Source organism: Microcoleus sp. PH2017_34_RAT_O_A, from assembly GCF_020737885.1.
Taxonomy (GTDB): domain Bacteria; phylum Cyanobacteriota; class Cyanobacteriia; order Cyanobacteriales; family Microcoleaceae; genus Microcoleus.
The window spans coordinates 1-17534 of the sequence record NZ_JAEQDD010000109.1 but is presented as its reverse complement, the minus strand read 5'-3'; the positions used below and the strand labels follow the sequence as shown (position 1 = coordinate 17534).

12 protein-coding genes are annotated in these 17534 nt (G+C 46.0%); 9 read left to right on the top strand and 3 right to left on the bottom strand.

Going from position 1 to position 17534, the window contains the following annotated elements:
- Positions 1 to 146: 146 nt before the first annotated feature.
- The 3 genes from JGK11_RS27930 (at position 147) to JGK11_RS27920 (ending at position 3138) form a co-directional block, all read left to right on the top strand.
- Complete coding sequence (locus tag JGK11_RS27930; protein WP_293189621.1) at positions 147 to 965, top strand: Uma2 family endonuclease; 819 nt, start codon at positions 147 to 149, stop codon at positions 963 to 965.
- 146 nt (positions 966 to 1111) lie between these two features.
- Positions 1112 to 2602, top strand: coding sequence for a hypothetical protein (locus tag JGK11_RS27925; RefSeq protein ID WP_293205454.1), 1491 nt, complete (start codon positions 1112 to 1114; stop codon positions 2600 to 2602).
- A gap of 122 nt (positions 2603 to 2724) precedes the next feature.
- A complete protein-coding gene (locus JGK11_RS27920; protein ID WP_293175875.1) occupies positions 2725 to 3138 on the top strand; it encodes a nuclear transport factor 2 family protein in 414 nt (137 codons plus the stop codon).
- Positions 3139 to 3564: 426 nt separating this feature from the next.
- Here the strand turns inward: JGK11_RS27920 and JGK11_RS27915 are convergent, their stop codons facing one another.
- Positions 3565 to 4233, bottom strand: a complete 669-nt coding sequence (locus tag JGK11_RS27915) for a 2OG-Fe dioxygenase family protein (protein WP_293175873.1) — start codon at positions 4231 to 4233, stop codon at positions 3565 to 3567.
- An 84-nt stretch (positions 4234 to 4317) separates the two neighbouring features.
- Here JGK11_RS27915 and JGK11_RS27910 point away from each other — a divergent pair, with 84 nt between their 5' ends.
- Positions 4318 to 4443 carry a hypothetical protein gene (locus tag JGK11_RS27910; protein ID WP_293205456.1) on the top strand — a complete coding sequence of 42 codons (126 nt, stop codon included), beginning with the start codon at positions 4318 to 4320 and terminating at the stop codon, positions 4441 to 4443.
- 43 nt (positions 4444 to 4486) lie between these two features.
- Here JGK11_RS27910 and JGK11_RS27905 read toward each other — a convergent pair whose 3' ends face one another.
- Positions 4487 to 5248 carry an aldolase/citrate lyase family protein gene (locus tag JGK11_RS27905; protein ID WP_293213746.1) on the bottom strand — a complete coding sequence of 254 codons (762 nt, stop codon included), beginning with the start codon at positions 5246 to 5248 and terminating at the stop codon, positions 4487 to 4489.
- A gap of 334 nt (positions 5249 to 5582) precedes the next feature.
- Positions 5583 to 6095 carry a hypothetical protein gene (locus JGK11_RS27900; protein WP_293213743.1) on the bottom strand — a complete coding sequence of 171 codons (513 nt, stop codon included), beginning with the start codon at positions 6093 to 6095 and terminating at the stop codon, positions 5583 to 5585.
- 133 nt (positions 6096 to 6228) lie between these two features.
- Here JGK11_RS27900 and JGK11_RS27895 point away from each other — a divergent pair, with 133 nt between their 5' ends.
- The 5 genes from JGK11_RS27895 (at position 6229) to JGK11_RS27875 (ending at position 17429) form a co-directional block, all read left to right on the top strand.
- Positions 6229 to 8331, top strand: coding sequence for an FAD-dependent oxidoreductase (locus tag JGK11_RS27895; RefSeq protein ID WP_293175865.1), 2103 nt, complete (start codon positions 6229 to 6231; stop codon positions 8329 to 8331).
- A 421-nt stretch (positions 8332 to 8752) separates the two neighbouring features.
- Entirely contained in the window at positions 8753 to 9580 is an 828-nt protein-coding gene (gene map / locus JGK11_RS27890) for a type I methionyl aminopeptidase (RefSeq protein ID WP_293175863.1), read from the top strand.
- 437 nt (positions 9581 to 10017) lie between these two features.
- Complete coding sequence (locus JGK11_RS27885; RefSeq protein ID WP_293155027.1) at positions 10018 to 10710, top strand: response regulator transcription factor; 693 nt, start codon at positions 10018 to 10020, stop codon at positions 10708 to 10710.
- 509 nt (positions 10711 to 11219) lie between these two features.
- Positions 11220 to 11597, top strand: a complete 378-nt coding sequence (locus JGK11_RS27880) for a hypothetical protein (protein ID WP_293175861.1) — start codon at positions 11220 to 11222, stop codon at positions 11595 to 11597.
- 633 nt (positions 11598 to 12230) lie between these two features.
- Complete coding sequence (locus JGK11_RS27875) at positions 12231 to 17429, top strand: hypothetical protein (protein ID WP_293213741.1); 5199 nt, start codon at positions 12231 to 12233, stop codon at positions 17427 to 17429.
- The last annotated feature ends 105 nt before the right edge of the window (positions 17430 to 17534 follow it).

Below are 17534 nucleotides of genomic sequence, written 5' to 3'. Positions count from 1 at the left end.
GGCGACTCGATACAGAAAAAACTTATCTTTAACCAAGCTTGAATATATTGATCGCTCCTGCTCTTGGTTGGCAATCAATTATTCAGCAAGCCCTAGATAGCTAAAATTTTGGATTACAATTGACAATAACTGCACGGGAAAGGACGATGAACGAGACAATAACTGCTACAGGTTTGCCTCCTGCATTCCCCGATCATACCCAACTGCCAGAGGAAGACGGTACATTTGTGAAGAATTTTCAGGAGCATCCCCAGAGTATCATTCTGACAGATTCGATCGCGTCGGTGGTAGAGCGGCTGCATCCAGACGGACAATATGCGATCGGGCAAGATTGCGGAATTTACTGGCGAGAAACTGACCCGCCAGAGCGAGGCGCAGAAGCACCGGATTGGTTTTATGTGCCCAACGTACCGCCAACAATCGACGGTTATCGCCGTTCTTATGTACTTTGGCGGGAACACATGGCTCCGTTCATTGCTTTAGAGTTTGCTAGCGGGAATGGAGATGAAGAGCGCGATCGCACTCCGCTAGCTGTAGCCGCTGACGGTACTACAACTAAACCGGGTAAGTTTTGGGTTTACGAAAGAATTATCCGCATTCCTTACTACGGCATTTATGAAATTAAAACGGGCAATTTAGAAGTCTATCACCTGATAGATTTTGTCTATCGCAGGATCGAGCCAAACGAACGCGGTCACTATCCCATTCCTGTATTAGATGTAGAATTGGGACTTTGGCAGGGAAGTTATCAAAATCAAGAAATGCTTTGGCTGCGGTGGTGGGATTCCCAGGGGAATTTGCTGTTAATTGGCTCCGAACAAGTTGAAATTGAGCGGGCTAGAGTCGAGCAAGCGGAGCGAAAAGCCGAGCAAGCAGAGCGAAAAGCCGAACAAGCGGAGCGAAAAGCCGCCCAGTTAGCCGATCGACTGCGAGCAATGGGCATCGATCCGGATGCTGAGGATTGAGATCGAATCTGATGGCCTCGGAGTTATACTGAGCGTGCGATCGCCCGCTTCCAGTACCGAAAAAATTTGAATTGGTTTTACCGGGACTGAGGAACAGACAGCAAAGCGAACAGAAACAGCCAACAATCCTATCTATCTATTCCCCGATGACAAACTCAGTTTTGATCGATCGTTTAGGTAACTGGAACCCGCAACTGCTGCGGGAACTTCGCGGTAGACTCAAACCCCACACAGTCATTGCAGCGGTCTCATTTTCGGTCATCTTCCAAATTATTTTACTGCTGATTGCCTCGCCAAATTCCCGCCTCTTTTCAGACGGCTGGCTGGACTTGTGGCAAATCATCACTTGGATGCTGCCCTATGTAACATTTACCCTCGGAAGTTATTGGATAGTCAACGACATCGGACAGGAACAGAAACGGGGAACTCTGAATTTTATTCGGCTGAGTCCGTGTCCGGCGTGGCAGATTCTGCTGGGTAAAATGCTGGGCGTTCCCGTACTGCTGTATATTTTCCTAGGGCTGATGGTTCCCCTGCACTGCTTGGCCGGCTTGCAAGCGGGGATTTCGCTGCCCCTGATTGCCAGCGTCTATCTGATGCTCGCACTTGGATGCGCTATATGCTACAGCGTAGTGATGCTCTGCGGGCTGGTAAGTGAAACACAGAGAACAGGGAACCCACCACAGGCAACAGCCTTTGGAGTTGGGGCGATCGCCTGTTGCGCGATCGCCCCATTGTACATGAGCTGGAACACCGCCATCACATGGCGGCCGCTGTTGGCGAATTCAGAAATATTCGGATACCCACATCCTGTTGTTTCGTGGTTTTTGCTCCCGATTAACAACATAGGTGTGGTGTCTCATACTTTTAGTTTAGTGGTGTTAGGCACTACTGCGTTTTTGCTGTGGCGAATATTGTTGCGGAATTTCAACAAACCTCGATCGACTGCGATCGGCAAACGGCAAAGTTATGCCATTTTAGCTGGTGTAGAAGTTCTCGCTCTAGGCTTTTTCCTACCCACAAGCGTGGTGGATGAGCAGAACGCCACCTTGGCAGCTATCTCGATGTACGTTTTGACCGTTATGCTGCTGCTGGTTTTAATGCTTGCTATCTGCCCTCAACGCCAAGCTTTATTAGAGTGGGTACGCTATGATTCTCCCGGCTGGCAAAGCTTAATTTGGTCGGATCGAAGCCCTCTGTTAGTGGCTGTTATTATCCATCTAATCGTAGCAAGTGCGCTGTTAGTACCTTGGCTATTTTGGATAGGTATCGGCACTAAAAAACTTGTAGAAACAGGTCTTTTAGTTCTGTGTACGACAAATACGATCTTAATATCCGCCACCTTCGTGCAACAAGTTTGTGCGACGAAAATTCGCAATCCAATGGGATGGGCGAGCTGTGGATTCAGCATTTGGTTGCTCCTTGCTCCCGGAATGCTCCTATATTGGGAACTCATCCCCGATCGCATTCCTGCAACCGCCGCACTTTGGACGCTATTCGGCTATGGGTTTTGGCAGTTCTACAAACCAACAGCAATACCTTTTGTGGGATTGGGAATTCTTGCTCAATGGCTGTTTCTAGCATTTCTGCTGAGGAGATTTCAGAAAACTATGCAGAAATTAAAAGTAGGAACTTAGTACGATTTTAGATTTGGGATTGGGAACGATCGCAATTCGAGTTCTATACTAGGGCAATCCCAATTATTTCGCACAAATCGTAAGTCTAGCGGACTTCCTTCCAGTCACAAACAACAAAGCTTATGGAAACCAAACCACCTCTACCGCCCTTTACGCTAGAAACAGCAAAAGCCAAAGTTCAAGCTGCCGAAGATGCCTGGAATACCCGCGATCCCGAACGAGTAGCCCTAGCTTATACAGAAGATTCTGAGTGGAGAAACCGCGCGGAATTCTTCAGCGGACGGGAACAAATCAAAGCTTTTTTAACACGAAAATGGGCAAAAGAATTAGATTACCGTTTAAAGAAAGAACTGTGGAGTTTTACAGATAATCGGATTTCTGTCCGCTTCGAGTATGAATGGCACGATGATTCAGGCTACTGGTATCGCGCCTATGGAAACGAACAGTGGGAATTTGCCGAAAATGGGTTAATGCGAAGACGTGAAGCCAGCATTAATGATGTTCCAATTCTAGAGTCTGAACGCAAATTTCGATAACTCCTAAACCTATCCAAAGGTACGTAGTTGCGCTTCAGCGCTCCAAAGGTACGTAGTTGCGCTTCAGCGCTCCAAAGGTACGTAGTTGCGCTTCAGCGCTCTTAGGTACGTAGTTGCGCTTCAGCGCTCCAAAGGTACGTAGTTGCGCTTCAGCGCTCCAAAGGTACGTAGTTGCGCTTCAGCGCTCTAAAGGTACGTAGTTGCGCTTCAGCGCTCCAAAGGTACGTAGTTGCGCTTCAGCGCTCTAAAGGTACGTAGTTGCGCTTCAGCGCTCCAAAGGTATAGCCTTTTTCAAAAAGTGAGGTATGACTGATACGTTATGTAACCAGTCCCGCTAAGAGGGCTGAAGCCCAACAACGTACCTCACCTTTCTGAGAACCGCTATAGTTGCGCTTTAGCGCTAAAGCGCAACAACATACCTCATCCTCAATCAGTAAGCAAACTCGGAGAAGTTATCACAAAGACATCCCTAGTTCCCACCCCTTCAGATTCCGGTTTAATCGGCGTAGTAAAGTGGAAAAACTCGTGATCGTTGACTAATAGCAATTCTCCCGGATGCAGAATTTTATTAAAAACAGGCTTCTCTTTCTTCGCCAAATACAAATGCGTTTCCCCGCCCACAATATTAGTGCGATCGACCGAGAAAATCGCGATAAAATCAGTACCGTCTTGGTGAATGCCTTCCGGTGCGGGGTTGCCGAAATTTTTCGGCGAACAACTCGTCCTGATTTGATGCACTCCGATTTCAGCTTCCGGGTGAATTTTGCATGAATCGAAGAAAGCAAAAATCAGTTGTTTGAAGTTATCGAGGGCAATTAGCCGATCGTCCAATTCAGCAAATTCCCGCCGGATGTCGCCCACCACCGGATTGTACTCTTTGCTTTGAAACAAATAGCCGTGAGGTAACTTAACTAACTCATTCCCGTTCACGACAAACCGCGACAATCTTCTCGAACGATACTTGCCTTTAATATAAGGATCTACAGGCATATCGTTAAAAAATGGCTTGAAACCTTCTAGCTTAATCGAGTTTACTTTCTTAAAAGTAAACATGAAAGCATAGTCCAAATGAATGGATTCTAATACGGTTTTCATGGATTATTCTCCTTTAAGCCTTGCTCCCCTCCTAAGTTTTGCCTTAAGAAGGTTTATACTTCTACTCTAGCTCAGGTTTTTTGAATGAGTCGTAAAAAATACTACAAAATTTGCAAAGATATCGTAAAGAAGGAAGAAGGAAGAGGGAAGAGGGAAGAGGGAAGAAGGAAGAGCGAAGAAGTAAGAAGACATACACAGCAAGCTTTTTAGCGATCGCTATTTCACATTTAATTAAGTGGATTTACTTAGCAACTTAATTCCGCACTGCTTTGACTAGCGACTGACAAGCCCGCAGGAAGACGGCAACATCGACCCCAACTGCAACGTACTGAACGCCAGCATCAATCCACTGCTTGGCGATTTCCGGGTTGTCGGCAAAAGTACCTGCTGCTTTACCTGCTTTGCGGATGGTTTGCACTGCTTCCTGCATCATGTCGATGACTCGCCGATCGCGAACTTGGCCCGGAATGCCGATCGACTGTGACAGATCGTAAGGCCCCAGAAAAATCACATCAATATGAGGGACAGTCACAATTTCTGCCAGGTTGTCGATGCCGCCTTTACCTTCGATGTGAATCACCACCAAGGATTCTTCATTGAGTTTGTCCGTGATATCAACGCCCGCAGCAGTATAACGTCCCGCCCGCGTAGCGAAAGAAAGGCCGCGCGCGCCCAGAGGACTGTATTTAGCGCTTTTGACAGCGGTTTCAGCATCGATTTTGCTTTCAATTTGAGGTATTTGAACCCCTGCGCTGCCGATGTCGAGAGCTCGTTGAATTTGTGGGCCGTCGTTTTTGCGGACGCGGACGATGGGTGCAATTCCGACGCAGTCGGCGGCGCGGCACAAATCTTCAGCCGCTAGCGGGTGCAGGGGGCCGTGTTCCATGTCGATGACGGCGAAATCAAATCCAGCATGACCGCAGATTTCCATGAATGCGGGATAGGCGCAGTTCATAAATAAGCCGAGGACTGTTTCGCCTTGTTTGATTTTTTGTTTGAGTTCGTTTTGACGCATAAGTTTGGAATTTTTAACCGCAGATGAACGGCGATTGACGCGGATTATTTTAAATCTTATAACGGGTGCATCTGGTTTTAGCAAATATATCCGTAGGGGCGAAGCATGACCGCAGTAAATATAAAATTATAACTAATAACTTATATGCGGTCATGCTTCTTCAGGCTTCAACAACCAGATGCACGCCTTATAGCTCAATACGGTTTACTTAAGATAGTCCGAAGAGAGGAACGAAGCAATCTCCGTATCTATTTCTCATCGGATTTTACCCCCAGGGCGCTATATCAGTAAACGGTATTGCCTTATAGCTCACAAAATCCCGCAACAAGTTACTTTATGTTAAGAGAATTGACATAAATCTTATAGCTGATTTTGCTTCTATTTTAAAAGGAATCAAACACAAAAGCCATGCAAAAATAAACATTCCTAATATCGGTAAAAATATTGGGCCCACAGAGGGTTCTACTAACCAAGCAAATAAAGCAAACATTCCAATACTGCCCGTTGTCCACAGCCAAAGAATCATAAATGCTAGGACTATTTTATGTAAAGTCAGCCTAATTTTGATGGAACAACCAAACGGTTGAGAATGGATATCTCCTTCGATAATTGGCAAAAATGAATTGCGGCCCGTGATGATGCGACTGATTTTGAAGGTATTGCCAGAAATTGTTCCTTCGTAAGGTTTTGCAGGTGGCGGGCCGAAGGGTAGAGTTACTCTAAAAAGTTTGGGAGGAGTGACAACTTCGTCCAACCTGTGCAAAACTTCCGAAAAAGTTAAACTTGTCGTAATTGTTAAACTCTCAAAAGGAATCAAAGATCTAAAAAATTTGACGATTTTAAGCATAAGGTTTATCCTGCTTTTATATAGTTGTTGATGGTATTTATGCCTCTTGTATAAAAAAGTTTGCCCTGACAACACGGCGAAATACCAGTATACTGCAAAATAAACATTTGGATGCGATGAGTGTTGTTCACTTATGTCTAAATTGATTCCACAATCTCCGATTAAACTGCGACGGTATCTATTTTCTTCGCTCAAAGGTCGATCGCTCGTCACCTTCACCCTCAGCCTGATTACCTCCCTCTCGGCTATTACCCCAGCCTTGGCTGCGCTTCCTCGCAATCCCGACAAAGAGGAAACTTGCGACATTCTCGTAGCCGGTGGCGGGCTAGCAGGTGCTGCTACCGCCTACGAAGGTTTGCTGGCGGGGCGCACCGTTTGCATCACCGAAATTACTGACTGGCTGGGCGGTCAAATTTCCTCCCAGGGAACCTCCGCACTAGATGAAAGAGACACTCAGCGATCGCTCTTATTTTACCCGCGCGGCTACCTAGAACTGCGGCAGCGCATCAAGGAACATTACGGGAGACTAAATCCCGGCGGCTGTTGGGTTAGCTATTCCTGTTTTATGCCCTACAACGGCCACAAAATTCTATCTGACATTTTGCAAGATGCCGCAGAAAAAGGCAAAGGGAAGCTGAAATGGTTTCCCAATACGGTGATTAAAGAACTAGCAGTTACTCCGGCCTCGGCGGGGAATGCGGTTGGGGGCCAACAGATTAAAAGTGCGATCGGCATTCAACACAAACCAGCCGCCAACACCCCGCCAATCAACACCGAAACTCTGTCTCAAACCATCGAAGATGCCTATCGCTACGAAAACTCGGCGCGATTTAACAAAACTATTATTCGGTTTACTTCCAAACCACCAAACCAGTCAAAATCCCAACCGAGAGGTGCAGATTGGTTCGTGGTAGATGCGACTGAAACAGGCGAATTAATCGGACTTGCCGATGTTCCCTACCGCCTGGGAATTGACCCGCGTTCTCCTCTGGAACCTTCCTCCGCCAGCCCCAACGGCGACACTTACTGCACCCAAGGTTTTACCTACACTTTTGCCATGGAGGCAACGAAGGAACCGCAGCAGCACCAACAGCCGTCTTTCTATCAACAATACGCTCCTTACTACAGTTATGAATTAGCGAGATTAGCTAGTTTTCCGCTAGTTTTTAGCTACCGCCAAATTAGGAGCATGAGACCGGATGAGCCGCGCCCTGCCGACCCGAAGCAATTCCCGATTTATCCTGGGGATATTTCCATGCAAAACTGGACGTGGGGGAATGATTACCGTCCCGGTTCTGCCGAGGATAATTTAATTTATTCTCGATCGCAATTGGCAGCAAACGGTCAACTGCAACCGGGTGGCTGGATGGGCGGTTTGCGCGCGGAAACTTTGCGCCGCGGTGAAGAGAATGCGAAAGGATATTTCTACTGGCTGGTAGCAGGAACCACTGACTCGCAATTAGGTAATGGAGTGAAAAAGCCTTATCCTAACAATCGCTTTTTGAGCGGCTTGGATTCGCCCATGGGGACGGTTCACGGACTTTCTAAGTATCCTTATATGCGGGAGGGGCGGCGGATTATTGGGCGGCCGACTTTTACTCAACCTCAAGGTTTTACGGTGTGGGAAGTTGATATGTCTCGCAATGATTTTAAGACGGATTTTTACCGCCAGAATTTGTCGGAACAAGAGTATCGCAATTTGTGGCTGGCTTTGGGAGGCTTGAATGCGCCGGCTTTGGCTGTGGGAATTCAGTCTGTTGAGGAGACAAAATCGCGATCGCGCGCCACGATTTATCCTGATAGTGTAGGTATCGGTCATTATGCGATCGACTTTCACCCCTGCATGACCAACAGCCCGCCAGAAGCACCGGGAAACACCGAACGCGAAGGCACTCGCAAAGGTCAAGGATCGGCTTATCCGTTCCAAATTCCCCTGCGGGCAATGATTCCTCAGAAGATTGACAATATGTTAGTGGCGGGTAAAAGTATTGCTGTCAGCCACACGGCAGCGGCTGCTTATCGAGTGCATTCCTTTGAATGGTCTGCTGGGGCTGCTGCGGGAGTTACGGCTGCTTTTTCCCTAGAAAAGGGGATTTTACCCTATGAATTGGTGGACGAATTGCCCTCCCGCGAGCCAAATTTGGAGGCGTTGCAGTTGCGGTTGCAGCAAAATAAGAATCCGATCGCATTTCCGGGTACTTCTATCTTCAATAGTTCGTGGCAAAACTGGAAATAAATAAGAAGTCATTAGTCAGTTGTCATTAGTCAGAAGGAAGAGGGAAGAAGGAAAAAAGAGGATTGTTCCCATTCTCCCCCTGTCCCCCCTGTCCCCCCTCTCCCCCTCTCCCCCTCTCCCCCTCTCCCCCTCTCCCTCTCCCGTGCAGATTACCAAGAAAAATATTAAGCTAGCTAAAGGACAAGCGATCGACAGCTCGGAACAACAAACCCGTTTTTCCCCAAAAAACCCAATATTTGCCGTTTTTTGCTTTTATAGCAATCGCCCCAGCGATGAGGACATAAATAACCTCATGAATAGAGCCTCCTAACCCATAGCATCAACGGTTTGATTTCCTGACTGTGCAACTGTCAACTGTCCACTGTCAACTGTCCACTGCTATACCCGCCCTCAAATCACAAAATTACCTGACATTCAATACATGAATATTTTTAGCAGTCTGCTTTCTGGCCCAACTAAAGAACCCCAAGTCACAAAACAGCGTCGAGGCATTGAAATTAAGTCTGAACGCGAAATCGAAATAATGCGGCAAGCAGCGAAAATTGTCGCCACGGTTCTGAAAGAAATTTCTCAACTTGTGAAACCGGGAATGACTACTGCTGATTTGGATGTTTATGCCGAAAGACGCATCCGTGAAATGGGTGCAACTCCGAGTTTTAAAGGTTATCACGGTTTCACTGGTTCAATTTGTTCTAGCATTAATAACGAAGTTGTTCACGGCATCCCCAGCCCTAAAAAAGTAATTCGATCCGGAGATGTTCTCAAAGTAGATACGGGAGCATATTATCAAGGTTTTCACGGCGATTCTTGCATCACGATCGCAGTTGTGGAAGTGACACCGGAATCGGCAAAATTAATTAGAGTTGCAGAAGAAGCTCTCTATAAAGGTATCGAACAAGTCAAGGCTGGTGCTTATTTGCTCGATCTCGCTGGTGCGATCGAAGATCATGTCAAAAGCAACGGTTTTAGCATTGTTGAGGAGTTTACAGGCCACGGTGTCGGGCGCAATTTGCACGAGGAACCGTCGGTTTTCAATTTCCGCACCCGCGAAATGCCTAACGTGAAATTGCGATCGGGTATGACATTGGCGATCGAACCGATTTTGAATGCAGGTTCTAAGTACACTCGGACGCTTGCTGACAAGTGGACTGCTGTAACGGTTGACAATGCTATGTCTGCTCAGTTCGAGCATACTGTGTTGGTGACGGATACCGGTTATGAAATTTTGACCGATCGTTCAAAAGTTTAATTGGGAAGGCTTTAAGAATAGACAAGATTTTCAACAGTTGACAGTTGACAGTTGAAGAACGACCTCTACCTTTAAGTCCGAGGATTGGAATAATCAATAGTCTGATTTTAATTTCTCCCGATCGGGCTTTCAACCAATTCTTTCTGGTAAAAGTCTTTTTGATCAATTTTTCGGGCGACGATCTGAGCATCGTCCCACAACAATCATTTTTGTGGGACGACGATCTGGAGAATCGCCCCAGAAAAAATGATTGTTGTGGGATGGGCCGGAAAGCCAGTCCTAACTATTTTTGTAATCTTGTCTGTTGGATCGAAACCCAACTCAAAACTTTTGAGTTTAATCGCAATTTTTGGAGTTGCTTCTATAGATGGAGTGAAAAAATAGTTGAATTCGGCTAAATTAAAAGATAATAGTGGTAAAACGTAAGGGTAAGGGATATGTCAGCAAGACTATTATTGGTAGATGATGAACCGGGCTTGCGGGAAGCAGTACAAGCTTATTTGGAAGATAGCGATTTTTCGGTTGAGGTTGCCAGTAATGCTCGGGATGGCTGGGAACTCTTGCAGCAGATGAATCCGGATTTGGTGATTTCAGATATTATGATGCCGCAGGTGGACGGCTATCAGTTTCTCAAGCAAGTGCGGGAAGATCCTCGCTATAAGGCTTTGCCGGTGGTGTTTTTGACGGCTAAGGGGATGACTGGCGATCGCATTCAAGGCTATCAAGCAGGCTGCGATGCTTATCTTTCTAAACCCTTCGATCCCGACGAGTTAGTGGCAATTGTCACGAATTTGCTCGCCCGCCGCGCGGCGGCTAAGGAGACGGGCGGCAATGCTGAAAGTCCTGATATTGCTGCTTTGGCCAGCCAAATGGCGAGAATTGAGTCTTTGCTAAGCGGGCGGAGTGCGATCGTCCAAAGTAGTTCGTCGGTTAAAATTGATTTGACTCCGCGAGAGCAAAGTGTTTTGGATTTGGTTGCTCAAGGTTTGATGAATAAGGAAATTGCCCGCCGCTTGGAAACTAGCGTGCGGAATGTGGAAAAGTACGTCAGCCGTTTGTTTAGCAAAACTGGTACTAACAGCCGTACTGAGTTGGTTCGCTACGCTCTCGAACACGGTTTGACTAAGTAGCAACCGTCTCGATTTTGCTGGTGGCTCTTCCTCGCCACTCTGCATTACCAGACTCTTCCTGGTAACGAGAATTCTGTCCAATCAATCAAGGTACGTAGTTGGGCTTCAGCCCTCTTTAGATATATAGCCTTTCGAGCGAAAGATGAGGTATGCCGATGTATGCTGCAACCCTTACGATGTCAAGCTTTTTCTCACAAAATTGCTCCGCGAACCTTTTAGAGAAAGGCTATATGTCCCAAGAGGGCTAAAGCCCAACTACGTACCTATTTACCCTCATTTCCAAAATTACTTACAGGAAAACCTGATTGTTTAAGAGTTTTCAAGTAATCAATAGAAACGGGAAGAGTTAGCCGGATACCCTCCGTCAGGCAAACTTGCCCCGAAGTGTCACATATCGGGTATATTTTCTCGAAAATAAGCGACGATTAAATAATAGCAGCGCAGTCAAGTAGCGGCCGATGTTTAAATTTATAGCAGCACCAAAATTTAGTTGATACTAGGAGGAGATTATGAGGAAAAGCACGGCGCGACAAACGATAAGTGCAATGGTAGCACTGCCGATCGTACTAATTGCCAATAACACTCAAGTTTTAGCTACTGATACCGGTCAGAAAATCGAGCCAAACAAGCAAGTTTCTAATTTAGGTGATGAGCTTGATTTAGAGATGGCGGCACCAACCACAACAATCCTCATTGAAGAAAGCGAAGATTGGGATCGACCTGATTTTTCAGCTACTAATTTAGATATGGAGATTGATAAAATTCTGATCGAAAATGCGATCGAAAATGTGCAAGTTGTCATTGAGGAACCGCCGCCCGTAGTTTATCTCAGTGCGGCGAGGGGCCAGCAAAGCAGGGAATGCAAGATTTCAGCCGTTTGCGAATAACTGCATCAGATTTGTGGGATTTTTGGCGATTCCCTACGGGATAGCTACGCTTCACGACTTTTTTGCTCGGGAGAATGTGAGCCACCGAGGGTAAAAAAAATCAGTAAAATCCGGTTGATTTTCCTGAGATTATGATAATAACAGAGTATGTATTTCTTCGGGTATGTTTTAAGGGCGATCGGCTAATATAATCGGACAGTTTCAGAGCTGAGGTACGGGCAGCTAAAAACAAGGTACGTTGTTGGGCTTTAGCCCTAAGAGTTTAATTGGTTATATAAGCTGTCAGGCATACCTCATCTTTTTGAGAAAGGCTATATTTATTATATCGTTGACCGTTGCATAGGAATGATTTAACCGCAGAGAACACAGAGGACACAGAGAGAGAATAGAACTCTGAATAATTGTGATGTTAGAGGCTACTCCCGAATCCGATCCCCCCTAACCCCCCTTAATAAGGGGGGGACAAGAAATATCCTCAAAGTCCCCCTTCTTAAGGGGGATTTAGGGGGATCGAGATATATGCAACTTCACATTAAATTGGTATCAACAGTCAACTGTCAACTGTCAACTGTCAACTGTCAACTATCAACTGTCAACTGAAAGCATCTATATCTATCAGGATTTTCAAATATTATGGTTAATTCGCACTGCCACCAAGACACCGCAGCAGAGCAAAATAAAAGTGCGCTGCAAACTCTCTCCCGGACTCTTTCAATGTCTCAGGGGCAATTTTCGCTGATTTTGGTGCGGTGCAATTACAGTGCGATGCGAGAACAAACTGTACGGCAATTGCGGCAGCAGTCTGGTGTCGAGATTCGAGAAATTGTCCTCCCGAAATCTGTTAAAACTCTGTACACGACGATAGAAACCGAACTTGAAGGCAGCCAGCCTCAAGCTTTAATGGTGTTTGGATTGGAATCGGTAAGTGCGATCGATCGCGTACTGACATCTACCAACTACGTCAGGGAAGAATTTCGCAATAATTTTCCCTTCCCAGTGGTGCTGTGGGTGACAGACAAAATCTTAAAAAAACTGATTCGGTTAGTCACAGATATCGAGACTTGGACGACAAGTGTTGAATTTGTGCTGGGCCCAGACGAGTTGGTGGATTTTTTGGGCAAAAGTTGCGATCGCATTTTTGCTAAGATTTTAGAAAGCGGCAAATGGCGTTTAAGTAACTCTGCCATTCTCGGAGCCAATTCTTTAACTGAATTAGAGTCGGCGAGACAAGACTTGCAAACTTGCAACATCAGGTTAGAACCAGCTATTGAAGCAAGCTTGCAATTTATTCGCGCCCGAGACGAATATGCTGGTCACCGCATCCATAAAGCTCTTGAATTGTATCAAAAAAGTCTCAGTTTTTGGAAGTATCAAGTAGCATTTATCGGCCCAAAAACAGCATTTAGCGATTTGTTATTTACCGTTCACCCTGCACCAGTATTAGAGGGGATTCTACTATTTCACATCGGTCTTTGCTACCGTTTTCAAGCAGAAAAGCACCGCAGCGGCAACCGTCCTTACTGGACGGAAGCTAAAAACTATTTTCAGCAATGTATTGATGTTCTCGAACGCGCAGGACAGCCGGATGCCGTCGGTATATTCATCAATCAACTCGGCGAAGTATTGCAGCATTTAGAAGATTGGGATGCACTCTGGAATTTAGCTATCAAAGCTCGGAGGTTACATGAAAATATGGAAAACTCAACAGTTAATTTGGCTCAAGATTACGGCTTTTTGGCTAGAGTAGCCTTAGAGCAAAAGAATTGGCAAGGGGCGAAAGAATGGGCTTTAGTCGCCCTACAAGCTCTCAACTCAAAATTTGAAGCGACGGGACACGCAACGCCTCTAACATCGCAGCATCTAGGCTTATATCTGTTAATTTTAGCAGAGGCTCAGAGCGAGTTGGGCGAGATTGAGGAGGCGATCGCACATTTAGAGCTAGCTCGATCGCAAACCGAACCTTGCTACAACCCGCAACTGTATTTGCGGGTTTTAGAAATGCTGCGAGGATTCTATTTTCAGCGGGGAGAATATCTCAAAGCATTTCAGCTTAAGCAAGATTATCGAGCGGTAGAACATACGTATCGCTTCCGAGCTTTTATTGGAGCCGGAAAATTGCAGCCACACAGAGAAGCGATTAATCCCGCCGAAACAGTTGCCGCCGCTCCTACTATTGCTGACGAAATTACCGCTTCCGGTAGAGAAGCAGACCTCAATCGCTTGATATATAGGATGAACAATACCCCGGACAAACTGACAGTAATTTACGGTCAGTCTGGAGTTGGCAAAAGTTCAATTGTCACCGGGGGATTAGTGCCGGCTCTCAAGCAAAAAAAGATCGAAATGCGGACTGTTTTGCCTGTAGTGCTGCAAGTTTACAACAACTGGCCGCGGGAATTGACCAGACAGTTATCTGCCGGGAAAGCTGAAATATTCGATCGCGACATTTTCGATGCAGTACCGGGATCGGCTTCGGGAGATTTGAGCGCAGCAGGCGCAGCCAACGGCAATCTGCGGCAGGAATTTAACGGCGGCTCGGTTGGAGTAAATCAGGATCGGATTGAGCAGTCACAGCCTGTAGAAGTAATTGTCGAAAAACAGGCGATCGAATATGAGAAAATCATCAAAGAGTTGCAAACAAACTCAGAACATCTAGTAACTGTTCTGATATTTGACCAATTTGAAGAATTCTTTTTCGTGTGGAAAGAGCCTGCGGAAAGACAGATATTCTTTGATTTTTTGCGGGAATGCTTGACAATCAAGTATTTAAAAGTCGTCCTGTCTTTGCGGGAAGATTACCTGCACTATTTGCTGGAATTTTCCCGACCCAAAAACCCAACAAAATTTATCAACAATGATATTTTAGCGGACGTTCTCAGCAAAGATATTCTGTTTTATTTGGGTAATTTTTCCCAGGGCGATGCGCGAGCGGTAATTCGCACTTTAACTGAACGATCGCAGTTTTACTTAGAACCGGAGCTGATCGAAGAATTAGTCAAAGATTTAGCTGGAGAATTGGGAGAAGTCCGCCCGATCGAACTGCAACTTGTGGGCGCTCAACTCCAACAAGAGGACATTAGAACTTTAACTCAATATCAGGAACTGGGCAACAGTCCCCAACAAAAATTAGTCGAAAGATTTCTCGAAGAAGTCATCAAAGATTGCGGGCCAGAAAATGAAGGGGCTGCTCGCCGAATATTGTATTTTCTCACAGATGAAGATGAGATTCGCCCCCTGAAAACCCGCGCCGAATTAGCCTCCGATCTAGCGATATTTGCAGCCACTGATAAATTAGATTTAGTCTTAGAACTGTTAGTCAAATCCGGTTTAGTTTTTCGGTGGACTGAACTGCCGGCAGAGCTTTATCAGCTCGTTCACGACTATCTAGTTAGCTTCATCCGCCAGCAGCAGGAATTAGATAAAAAAGCAGAATTTGAGGAACTACGCAAGCAAAACCAAATTAACCGAGATGAAATTGAACAAATTCGTAAAGACAGAGAGCGAGATGCTTTGCTGTCGGAAGCTAGAGACAACCAGCGCTTAGCTAGAGACAAACAGCACCAAGCGGAAGCTCAACTTTATCAAACTCGGAGATGGCAATTGCGGGCGGCGATTCTAGGAGTGCTGGTACTCGGAGGTGTTTCTTGGATAGGATTCGAGCAAGCAAAATTAGCAGAAAGCGCGCGGCAAGAAGCAGAAACAAGTCGGACTGATGCCCTAAATTCCGCATCGGAGGCTTTGGTGCTTTCTAATGAAAAAAATCAATTAGGAGTGTTGGAAAATAGTATCAAAATCGGTCGCGATTCTCTGAAAAGTACGGCGCTGCCTGTGGATACTAAAAATAAGATTGCTGAGAGGCTCAGACAAGCAGTTTCGGGGGTGCAAGAACGCAACCGTTTTGAGCAGCACAGCAAGTTTGTTTTGGATGTGAGTGTGAGTCCAGATGGCAATTCAGTTGCTTCGGCAAGTGCTGACAAAACGGTTAAATTGTGGAGCAAAGAAGGTAAGTTATTAAAGACTTTCAAGCACGGCGATAGCGTGACGAGTGTTAGTTTTAGCCCGGATGGGAAAACGATCGCAACTGGTGGCGCCGATCGCACAATTAAAATTTGGCAAGTGGATAACGACAAAAGTGCGATCGTAACTTTATCCGGCCACACCAAAATTGTTACCAGCGTCAGTTTCAGCCCCGACGGCAAAACCCTAGCTTCCGGGAGTCACGACAACACCGTCAAAATCTGGAACCTGGAAACAAAAAAATTGCTGCAAACCTTAACCAAACACAAAGACTGGGTGCTCGGCGTCAGTTTCAGCCCCGACGGCAAAACAATTGCGACCGCAAGTGTTGACAAAACTATCAAACTTTGGAATCGCAAAGGTAAAACCCAGAAATTTCAAATTAATCCCAAAACATTAACCAAACATTCTGACATTGTTTACAGCGTGAAGTTCAGTCCCGACAGCCAACAAATCGTCTCAGCCAGTGCCGACACCACAGCCAAAATTTGGAATCGAAAGGGTGAGGAAATCAAAACTCTCAAAGGACACAACGACGGAGTTGTCAGCGCGAGTTTCAGTCGCGACGGCGAAAAAATAGTCACCGGCAGTGCCGACGATACGGTAAAAATTTGGAGTCGCAGTGGCAATTTGCTCAACACTTTTCGAGGACATCAAGACGACGTGAGGGCCGTAACTTTCAGCAGCGACGGCACGATTGCTTCCGCCAGCAAGGACAAGATGGTGAAACTTTGGCAACCAAACAGCACTCCGTTGAATAAGATTTTATCCGGGCATGGAGATTGGGTTTATAAAGTCAGTTTTAGTGGGGACGGCAAAACAATTGCATCTGCTAGTGGCGACAATACGGTAAGACTTTGGCGCCCTGATGGCAGTTTAATCAAAACCTTAACAGACCACAAGGATTCTGTTACCTGGACGAGCTTTTCGCCAGACAATAAAACTGTGGCTTCTGCCAGCGATGACAAAACCGTGAAAGTCTGGAGTTTAAACGGGAAACTGTTAGATACCCTGCGTCATAGTGGCCTTGTGAGAAGCGTGAGTTTTAGTCCAGATGGCAAGATAATTGCCGCCGCCAGTGCCGATCGCAAATTGTATCTCTGGCGCTGGAACGGTACTAAAGCAACAATGCTTGCAAAACTCGATCACAGCAATCCAGTAATTAGCGTTAGTTTCAGCCCTGACGGCAAAACAATTGCTACTGCTACCGCTGCTGAGAATAAAGCAAGTGAAACACAAAATGATGCTGAAATGGCTGGAGAAAAGAGAGTTTACCTCTGGCAATTTAACGGTACATCGGCGAAGATGCTGAAATCTCTCGATCACGCAGACAGTGTAAGAAATGTCAGTTTCAGTCCAGATGGTAAGACTATTGCTGCTGGTTGTGCTGACAAAAAAGTTTACTTGTGGGCTTTTGATGGTAAGACAGCTAATTTAACTGAAAAACTCAACCACAGCGATACTGTGGAAAGCGTGAGTTTCAGCGCAGACGGCAAATTGATTGCGGCAGCGAGTGCGGGAAATACTGTTAAGCTGTGGAATTTTGACGGCAAGAAGGCGCTGCTATCGAAGACTTTGGAATCGAGCGATCGGGTGTTGAGCGTTACTTTTAGTTCTGACAGCAAAACTCTGGGTTTTGCTAGCAGGGATCGGACTGTAATTCTGTTACCTGTGGAGAATTTGGAGCTAAATAATATTATTGCTCGGAGTTGCGAGTGGTTGGGGGATTATTTACAGAATGACCCAAATGTCGCTGAGGGCGATCGATTGCTTTGTCTTGGGTTTGGCAAACAGTCGTTCAATAAGAATAAGTAAAGCTACAGGTACGTAGTTGCGCTTCAGCGCTCTTAAGGTACGTAGTTGCGCTTCAGCGCTCTTAAGGTACGTAGTTGCGCTTCAGCGCTCTTAAGGTACGTAGTT

What these genes read in the sequence shown, in the direction of transcription:
- map (WP_293175863.1), top strand. Translation starts at nt 8,753, where the DNA reads ATGAATATTTTTAGCAGTCTGCTTTCTGGCCCAACTAAAGAACCCCAA.
- JGK11_RS27895 (WP_293175865.1), top strand. Translation starts at nt 6,229, where the DNA reads ATGTCTAAATTGATTCCACAATCTCCGATTAAACTGCGACGGTATCTA.
- JGK11_RS27915 (WP_293175873.1), bottom strand. Translation starts at nt 4,233, where the DNA reads ATGAAAACCGTATTAGAATCCATTCATTTGGACTATGCTTTCATGTTT.
- JGK11_RS27875 (WP_293213741.1), top strand. Translation starts at nt 12,231, where the DNA reads ATGGTTAATTCGCACTGCCACCAAGACACCGCAGCAGAGCAAAATAAA.
- JGK11_RS27900 (WP_293213743.1), bottom strand. Translation starts at nt 6,095, where the DNA reads ATGCTTAAAATCGTCAAATTTTTTAGATCTTTGATTCCTTTTGAGAGT.
- JGK11_RS27920 (WP_293175875.1), top strand. Translation starts at nt 2,725, where the DNA reads ATGGAAACCAAACCACCTCTACCGCCCTTTACGCTAGAAACAGCAAAA.
- JGK11_RS27910 (WP_293205456.1), top strand. Translation starts at nt 4,318, where the DNA reads ATGAGTCGTAAAAAATACTACAAAATTTGCAAAGATATCGTAAAGAAG.
- JGK11_RS27905 (WP_293213746.1), bottom strand. Translation starts at nt 5,248, where the DNA reads ATGCGTCAAAACGAACTCAAACAAAAAATCAAACAAGGCGAAACAGTC.
- JGK11_RS27925 (WP_293205454.1), top strand. Translation starts at nt 1,112, where the DNA reads ATGACAAACTCAGTTTTGATCGATCGTTTAGGTAACTGGAACCCGCAA.
- JGK11_RS27885 (WP_293155027.1), top strand. Translation starts at nt 10,018, where the DNA reads ATGTCAGCAAGACTATTATTGGTAGATGATGAACCGGGCTTGCGGGAA.
- JGK11_RS27930 (WP_293189621.1), top strand. Translation starts at nt 147, where the DNA reads ATGAACGAGACAATAACTGCTACAGGTTTGCCTCCTGCATTCCCCGAT.
- JGK11_RS27880 (WP_293175861.1), top strand. Translation starts at nt 11,220, where the DNA reads ATGAGGAAAAGCACGGCGCGACAAACGATAAGTGCAATGGTAGCACTG.